The 7,737-nt window shown below is 44.6% G+C and carries 7 protein-coding genes; all 7 read left to right on the top strand.

The window, feature by feature from the left end; genetic code table 11:
- On the top strand, window positions 1-1,207 hold a 1,207-nt coding region (locus AB4653_RS19805), incomplete at its 5' end, for a DNA internalization-related competence protein ComEC/Rec2 (protein WP_372105108.1).
- 31 nt (window positions 1,208-1,238) lie between these two features.
- The gene (gene msbA / locus AB4653_RS19800; protein WP_009847143.1) at window positions 1,239-2,987 is read left to right on the top strand and encodes a lipid A ABC transporter ATP-binding protein/permease MsbA; all 1,749 of its coding nucleotides are present in this window, start codon (window positions 1,239-1,241) and stop codon (window positions 2,985-2,987) included.
- A gap of 14 nt (window positions 2,988-3,001) precedes the next feature.
- On the top strand, window positions 3,002-4,009 hold the full coding sequence (lpxK, locus tag AB4653_RS19795; RefSeq protein WP_009847142.1) for a tetraacyldisaccharide 4'-kinase: 1,008 nt from the start codon (window positions 3,002-3,004) through the stop codon (window positions 4,007-4,009).
- A complete protein-coding gene (locus tag AB4653_RS19790) occupies window positions 3,990-4,169 on the top strand; it encodes a Trm112 family protein (protein ID WP_004736429.1) in 180 nt (59 codons plus the stop codon). Before lpxK ends, AB4653_RS19790 begins: the two co-directional genes overlap by 20 nt.
- On the top strand, window positions 4,169-4,915 hold the full coding sequence (gene kdsB / locus AB4653_RS19785) for a 3-deoxy-manno-octulosonate cytidylyltransferase (protein ID WP_009847141.1): 747 nt from the start codon (window positions 4,169-4,171) through the stop codon (window positions 4,913-4,915). The genes AB4653_RS19790 and kdsB overlap by 1 nt, the downstream gene beginning before the upstream one ends.
- Before the next feature lie 278 nt (window positions 4,916-5,193).
- Window positions 5,194-5,874 (top strand): (d)CMP kinase, encoded by a 681-nt coding sequence (gene cmk, locus AB4653_RS19780; protein WP_009847140.1) that lies wholly within the window; start codon window positions 5,194-5,196, stop codon window positions 5,872-5,874.
- Window positions 5,875-5,980: 106 nt separating this feature from the next.
- Window positions 5,981-7,651 (top strand): 30S ribosomal protein S1, encoded by a 1,671-nt coding sequence (gene rpsA / locus AB4653_RS19775; protein ID WP_012604398.1) that lies wholly within the window; start codon window positions 5,981-5,983, stop codon window positions 7,649-7,651.
- Window positions 7,652-7,737 lie beyond the last annotated feature (86 nt).

Below are 7,737 nucleotides of genomic sequence, written 5' to 3'. Positions count from 1 at the left end.
CTTTTCGATGCTGTTCTTTAATGGGGTCAGCTTAGTCTCTGTTTTCTACAACTTGCTCCTTTTACCTTGGGTGTCGATGGTGGTTATTCCACTATTGTTCCTGGCAATGTTCTTTAGCTTAATATTGGCGCCAGTATCAGGTGGCGTTGGCTTAACTACATTCAACAATGGTTTGTCTGAACAATTATGGATGTTGGTCGACTTATCGCTTGAGCCTCTCGTATTTAGTCTTCCTTTCTCTGAACGATTTTGGTTTCAAGTGGATAATCACACGATTGAGTTGTCTGTATTCCTCATCTTGTTTTTCGGTTTTGTCAGTCGATATTTCAAGCGAGCACTATCTATATTGATTATTACCGTGTTTGTACTGTGGTGGGAGTTCGGCAAGCCTCAACAAGACAAACTAACTATCGATATCTTGGATGTTGGTCACGGGTTGTCTTTGCTCTTAGAAAAGAACAATCAGATTGTTATTTACGATCTTGGTAACGCATGGCCAGGAGGTTCCATTGTCGAATCCTTACTTATTCCTACTTTGAATCAGAGGGGAATTCATGAGTTGGAGGGTATAATAGTGAGTCATTTCGATTCTGACCACGCTGGTGGCTATCCGTCGTTACTTGAAAATTACAACCCTAAGTGGGTAAGAGCCAGTCAGAATATCAGTCAACAAGGACAATCTACGATTCAAGAATCGTCAAATATTCAAGCATGTATTTTAGGAGAAGTATGGACTTGGCAAGGGGTTGCTTTTGAGGTCTTGTGGCCTCCCAAACAAGTGAAGAGGGCGTATAACCCACATTCGTGCGTGGTCAGGCTTTTTGACCCCGCTCTAGAGTTCTCGATGTTACTTACTGGTGATATTGAATTGGTCAGTGAGTGGTTACTTGCACGCGAAGGCGAACGGCTTCGAAGTGACGTAATGCTTGTTCCTCATCATGGTAGCAATACGTCTTCGATCGCCAGTTTTATTGAGGCCGTTTCACCTCAGTTAGCGATCGCTTCTTTGGGCAAAGGCAATCAATGGGGGATGCCGAGTGAATCCGTTATTGAACGTTATCACGACGCAGGGAGTGCTTGGCTTGATACTGGAGAAAGCGGCCAAATAACCATCAGTATTGGTCAAGAAGGTTGGCAATATCATGAGATTAGAGAACAACAAGGCAGACAGTGGTATAGGCAGATGCTTCGTAAGGGAGTAGAATAGGAAGATTATTGTGAGAAAATTAAGCGATTCTATGTCAACACAAACAGATGAAACTACCTGGGTCACATTTAAAAGACTTTGGACTTATATTCGACTATATAAGGCCGGCCTTGGTGTTGCGGTTATTGCGCTTATTATAAATGCTGTCACTGATACCTACATGATTTCCTTACTAAAGCCGTTACTTGATGAAGGCTTTGGTAATGCAGAATCTGACTTTTTACGTACGCTCCCTCTCATTATCTTTGTCATGATGTTCGTTCGTGGCATCAGTGGCTTTGTTTCAACTTATTGTTTGAGCTGGGTTTCAGGCAATGTGGTCATGGAAATTCGACGTAAAATATTCAGCCATTTTATGCATATGCCAGTTTCTTTTTTTGATAAAGAACAGACTGGTGCGCTGCTATCTCGAATTACTTACGATTCAGAGCAAGTCTCTGCGGCAACCAGTAAAGCATTAGTCAGTATTGTCCGTGAAGGTGCAAGTATTATTGGCCTGTTGACGCTGATGTTCTGGAATAGTTGGCAGTTGTCTTTGGTGTTGTTCGCTGTCGCCCCTCTTGTCGCGTGGGCAATCAGTATCGTATCGAAGCGATTCAGAAAGATCTCTAAGAACATGCAAACCAGTATGGGTCACGTCGCCTCTTCTGCAGAACAAATGCTGAAAGGACATAAAGTCGTTCTAACGTATGGCGGACAAGATCTAGAAAAACACCGCTTTGACCAAGTTAGTAACCAAATGCGCCAACAAAGCATGAAGCTAATCACTGCTCAAGCGGCCGCTAACCCAATTATTCAGATGATTGCATCACTTGCAATCGTAGTTGTTCTATTTCTTGCTAGTGTTGATTCAATTAAAGCAGAGCTTACTCCTGGTACGTTCACTGTTGTGTTCTCGGCGATGTTTGGTTTACTACGCCCACTAAAAGCTCTGACTAACGTAACGTCTGAATTCCAACGTGGTATGGCAGCGAGTACGACCCTATTTGGTTTGATGGATCTAGATACGGAACAAAATAAAGGTACGTTGAAGCCTGAAACCGTAGCGGGTGAAGTTGAAGTAAAAGATGTGACATTTACTTACCAAGGAGCAGAGAAAGCAGCGCTTGATAAGGTCAGTTTTAATATACCGAAAGGCAAGACAGTCGCACTTGTCGGCCGTTCAGGTTCGGGTAAGAGTACCATTGCGAACCTGTTTACTCGCTTTTATGACGTAGACTCTGGCTCTATTGAGCTTGATGGTCACGACATTCGTGATTATGAATTAAGAAATCTACGTGAGCACTTCGCTCTTGTTTCCCAGAATGTGCACCTATTTAACGATACGGTTGCGAACAACATCGCTTACGCAGCTGAAGAACAGTATTCACGTGAACAGATCGAACACGCGGCTAAACTTGCGCATGCAAGCGAGTTTATCGAAGGCATGGAAAATGGCATCGATACGGTTGTTGGCGAAAATGGCGCGAGCCTGTCTGGCGGTCAAAGACAGCGTATCGCGATTGCACGTGCTCTATTGAGAGATGCACCTGTTCTGATCCTTGATGAGGCGACATCTGCATTGGATACCGAGTCAGAAAGAGCGATTCAATCTGCGTTAGAAGAGCTGCAGAAAGACAAAACAGTACTTGTTATCGCACACCGACTTTCTACTATCGAGCAAGCTGATGAGATTCTAGTGGTTGATGATGGGCATATTGTAGAAAGAGGTGCACATGCCGAGCTCATCGCCCTTGATGGCGCTTATGCACAACTACACCGAATTCAGTTCAGCGGATAAGATTAGGTCTTGTTGTGATCGAAAAAATTTGGTTTAACAATCACCCATTAAAATACTTTCTCTGGCCGCTATTGTGGCCATTGAGTCAGCTGTTCAAAATGATCAGCGGTCAACGTCGTGATGCTTATCTATCGGGGAAAAAAGAGACCTATCGCCCGCTTTTACCCGTGATTGTTGTTGGTAATATCACCGCTGGCGGCAATGGCAAAACACCGGTTGTGATTTGGTTGGTAGAGATGCTTCAGGCTCACGGTTTTAAGCCAGGTGTTGTTTCTCGAGGTTATGGGGCGAAAGCACCAAACTATCCGTTAGTGTTGGATGAAAACACGCCAGCAGAGCACTCTGGTGATGAGCCTCGTTTGATTCGTAAGCGAACTGGTGCGCCTGTAGCGGTTGACCCTGTGCGCGCAAACGCAGTAAAGGCTTTGCTGAGCGAAGGGGTTAATGTCATCATCACTGACGACGGCCTTCAGCATTATGCACTTGAACGCGATATTGAATTTGCTGTTATCGACGGTGCGAGACGCTTTGGTAGTGAGTGCCTAATTCCTTTGGGCCCATTAAGAGAGCCTATATCTCGTTTAGATGACGTAGACTTTTTGGTTAATAATGGCGGTAAAGCGCACGGGCGAGAGTTCTCGATGTCTTTGCTTCCAAGCCAAGCGGTTAACCTGAAGACGGGTCAGAAAAGGTCTGTGGCAGAATTACAGAAGCTGGTGGCTTTTGCTGGTATCGGTCACCCACCACGCTTTTTCAAAACATTGGAAAACCTTGATGGTGACGTGGTTTACACGCAGGGCTTCGCTGACCATCAAGATTTTGATAAAGATGAACTTCATGCCTTGGCAAAAAAAGGTATGAATATGATTATGACAGAAAAAGACGCTGTAAAATGCGAAGAATATGCGCAAGATAACTGGTGGTATCTTCCAGTTTCTGCGCAGTTTGATGAAGATTCGCAACAGCAAATTTTAAAAAGAATAAAAGAGGTTATGGAATACTATGGATCACCGTCTACTTGAGATCGTTGCTTGCCCTGTATGTAAAGGTAAACTAACTTTTGACAAGGATAAGCAAGAGCTTGTTTGTAAAATTGATCGCCTTGCTTACCCAATTAAAGAGGGTATTCCTGTTCTTTTGGAACCTGAAGCTCGCACCGTTTCAATGGATGAGGGTAAGTAATGTCTTATACGGTTGTTATACCTGCAAGATACCAATCGAGCCGTTTACCAGGGAAGCCACTTGCTGACATTGGTGGAAAGCCGATGATTCAATGGGTATACGAACAGTCAATGAAGGCGGGTGCCGATAACGTTATTATCGCTACCGACGACGCTCGAGTTGAAAAAGCGGCCAAAGCATTTGGCGCGACCGTTTGTATGACATCACCGAATCATGAGTCAGGCACTGAGCGCCTCGCTGAAGTGATTGAAGTTATGAAGATTCCAGATGATCATATTATCGTGAATGTTCAAGGTGATGAGCCACTTATCCCACCTGCGATCATTAATCAGGTCGCGAACAACCTTGCGAACAGTACAGCTCCGATGGCAACACTCGGTGTGGAAATTACTCATGCTGACGAAGTGTTTAATCCTAACGCCGTAAAAGTTGTGACCGACAAAGATGGGTATGCCCTGTACTTTAGCCGAGCTACTATTCCTTGGGATCGCGATGCTTACGCGAACAATGGTACAGCTGCTGAATCTCCACTGCTTCGTCACATTGGCATTTACGCTTACCGTGCGGGTTTTATTAATACCTATATCAATTGGGAACCAAGTACCCTTGAGCGTATTGAGTGCCTAGAGCAGCTACGTGTACTTTGGTACGGTGAAAAAATCCATGTAGACGTTGCGGCAGAAGCACCTGCAGCTGGTGTTGATACGCCAGAAGACCTAGAAGCGGTTCGAGCTATTATTGGCTAAGCGTCTTTTAGCGACTACTTCTTTGCTCTACAAAAATGCAAAATCATGAGCCTTGCTTATCGCGAGGCTTTTTTATGCCTAAAGAGAAGCGGATGACAGCCTTATTTATCTAAGTTAACGGATATTGAGTTGGTTGCATGGGTTTCTGTAGCATCACCCCGGAATTATCTGAGATTTACCTCGCTCGACTTGCAAATTTTCTCTATAATATGCCGCCTATAAAGTAGTGGCGAATCGCTAGTACAGAATAAAACTTACGACAAAACGTGGAGTAAAAGATGCCTTCTCAAAGCCCAGTGATTACGGTTGATGGACCAAGTGGTGCAGGTAAAGGTACCCTGTGTATGTTACTAGCAGATAAGCTAGGCTTTCATCTTCTAGACTCAGGCGCGATCTATCGCGTATTGGCTTTAGCGGCAATTCACCATGGCGTGGATACTGAATCAGAAGATGCTTTAGTACCGCTTGCAACTCACTTAGATGTTCAGTTTATCGCTGAAGGTGAGCTAGTGAAGGTTATCTTAGAAGGCGAAGATGTGTCTGGTGAACTTCGTAAAGAAGAGACGGGCATGGCGGCTTCAAAAGTCGCTGCTTTACCTCGCGTTCGTGAAGCACTGTTACGTCGTCAACGTGCTTTTAGCGCAGCTCCTGGTTTAGTTGCAGACGGTCGTGACATGGGAACCGTTGTATTTGTTGAAGCTGAAGCGAAAATATTTTTAGATGCAAGTGCTGAAGAGCGCGCGAGTCGTCGCCTTAAACAGTTGCAACAGAAGGGGTTAGATGTTAAATTTGACGACCTTTTGAGCGAGATCCAAGAGCGAGACGATCGAGATCGTAATCGCCCAGTGGCGCCACTTCGCCCTGCAGAGGATGCTCTAGTGCTTGATTCCACCTCAATGAATATTGAGCAGGTAGTCGAAAAAGCACTACACTATATTGAATCGAAACTGGCTGGGTAATTTCGCCGAGCTAGTACGAACGTTGGTCGCAAGGATGATGACCGGCGAATTTATCAACCCCATGCGGTAGGATACCCATGGACGTTTAATTATTGAAGATTAAATAATGACTGAATCTTTTGCTCAACTCTTTGAAGAGTTTCTATCTGAAACTGAATTCCAACAAGGCAGCATCGTTAAAGGTACTGTAGTAGCTATCGAGAACGGTTACGTTCTTGTAGACGCTGGTCTTAAGTCTGAATCTGCTATCCCTGCTGAACAATTCAAGAACGCTGCTGGCGAACTTGAAGTTGAAGTTGGTGCTGAAGTAGACGTAGCTCTAGACGCTGTTGAAGATGGTTTCGGTGAAACTCAACTTTCTCGTGAGAAAGCTAAGCGTCACGAAGCTTGGATCGTACTTGAGAAAGCTTGTGAAGAAGCTGAAACTGTTGTTGGTATCATCAACGGTAAAGTTAAAGGCGGTTTCACTGTTGAACTTAACGGTATCCGTGCTTTCCTTCCTGGTTCTCTAGTAGACGTACGTCCTATCCGTGACACTGCTCACCTAGAAAACAAAGAGCTAGAGTTCAAAGTAATCAAGCTAGACCAGAAGCGTAACAACGTTGTTGTTTCTCGTCGTGCTGTTATCGAATCTGAAAACAGTGTTGAGCGTGACGAACTTCTTGAAACTCTACAAGAAGGTACTGAAGTTAAAGGTATCGTTAAGAACCTTACTGACTACGGTGCATTCGTTGATCTTGGCGGTGTTGACGGTCTTCTACATATCACAGATATGGCTTGGAAGCGCGTTAAGCACCCATCAGAGATCGTTAACGTTGGTGACGAAATCCTAGTTAAAGTTCTTAAGTTCGATCGTGAGCGCACTCGTGTTTCACTAGGTCTTAAGCAACTAGGCGAAGATCCATGGGTAGCAATCGCTAAGCGTTACCCAGAAGGTCACAAGCTTTCTGGTCGTGTTACAAACCTAACTGACTACGGCTGCTTCGTTGAAATCGAAGAAGGCGTTGAAGGTCTAGTACACGTTTCTGAAATGGATTGGACTAACAAGAACATCCACCCTTCTAAAGTTGTTAATGTTGGCGACGAAGTTGAGGTTATGGTTCTTGATATCGACGAAGAACGTCGTCGTATCTCTCTAGGTCTGAAACAGTGTAAAGCTAACCCATGGCAGTCATTTGCAGAAATGCAAGCTAAGGGCGACAAAGTTACTGGTAAGATCAAGTCTATCACTGACTTTGGTATCTTCATCGGTCTAGAAGGCGGTATCGACGGTCTTGTACACCTATCTGACATTTCTTGGAACGCTGCCGGCGAAGAAGCTGTACGTGAATACAAGAAAGGCGACGAAATCTCTGCTGTTGTTCTAGCAGTAGATGCAGAGCGTGAGCGTATTTCTCTTGGCGTTAAGCAAATGGAAAACGACCCGTTCAACGCATACGTTGCTGACAACAAGAAAGGTGTTCTTGTAAACGGTACTGTAACTGCAGTTGACGCTAAAGGCGCTACTATCGAGCTAATCGAAGGCGTTGAAGGCTACCTACGTGCTTCTGAAGTTTCTCGTGACCGTATCGAAGATGCATCTCTAATCCTAAGCGTTGGCGACAGCGTTGAAGCGAAGTTCACTGGTGTAGACCGTAAGAACCGCGTAATCAACCTATCTATCAAAGCTAAAGATGAAGCTGATGAGCAAGAAGCAATGGCTTCACTGAACAAGTCTGATGAAGGCGCGTTCGGTAACGCAATGGCAGACGCATTCAAAGCTGCTAAAGGCGAATAATAGCTTCTCATTAAGAGAATTATAGCTATCTAGCCAAGAAAGGAGCCGTAAGGCTCCTTTTTTTTTGCTTATTTTTCCTATAGGTC

Source organism: Vibrio sp. 10N.222.48.A3 (genome assembly GCF_041475345.1).
In the GTDB taxonomy this organism is placed as follows: Bacteria; Pseudomonadota; Gammaproteobacteria; order Enterobacterales; family Vibrionaceae; genus Vibrio; species Vibrio tasmaniensis_A.
The sequence above is the reverse complement of the archived record's forward strand: the minus strand, read 5'-3'. Positions and strand labels throughout refer to the sequence as shown.

Bases quoted from the DNA above. Each gene is read 5' to 3' on its own strand.
- msbA (WP_009847143.1), top strand. From the start codon at position 1,239: ATGTCAACACAAACAGATGAAACTACCTGGGTCACATTTAAAAGACTT.
- AB4653_RS19790 (WP_004736429.1), top strand. From the start codon at position 3,990: ATGGATCACCGTCTACTTGAGATCGTTGCTTGCCCTGTATGTAAAGGT.
- kdsB (WP_009847141.1), top strand. From the start codon at position 4,169: ATGTCTTATACGGTTGTTATACCTGCAAGATACCAATCGAGCCGTTTA.
- cmk (WP_009847140.1), top strand. From the start codon at position 5,194: ATGCCTTCTCAAAGCCCAGTGATTACGGTTGATGGACCAAGTGGTGCA.
- rpsA (WP_012604398.1), top strand. From the start codon at position 5,981: ATGACTGAATCTTTTGCTCAACTCTTTGAAGAGTTTCTATCTGAAACT.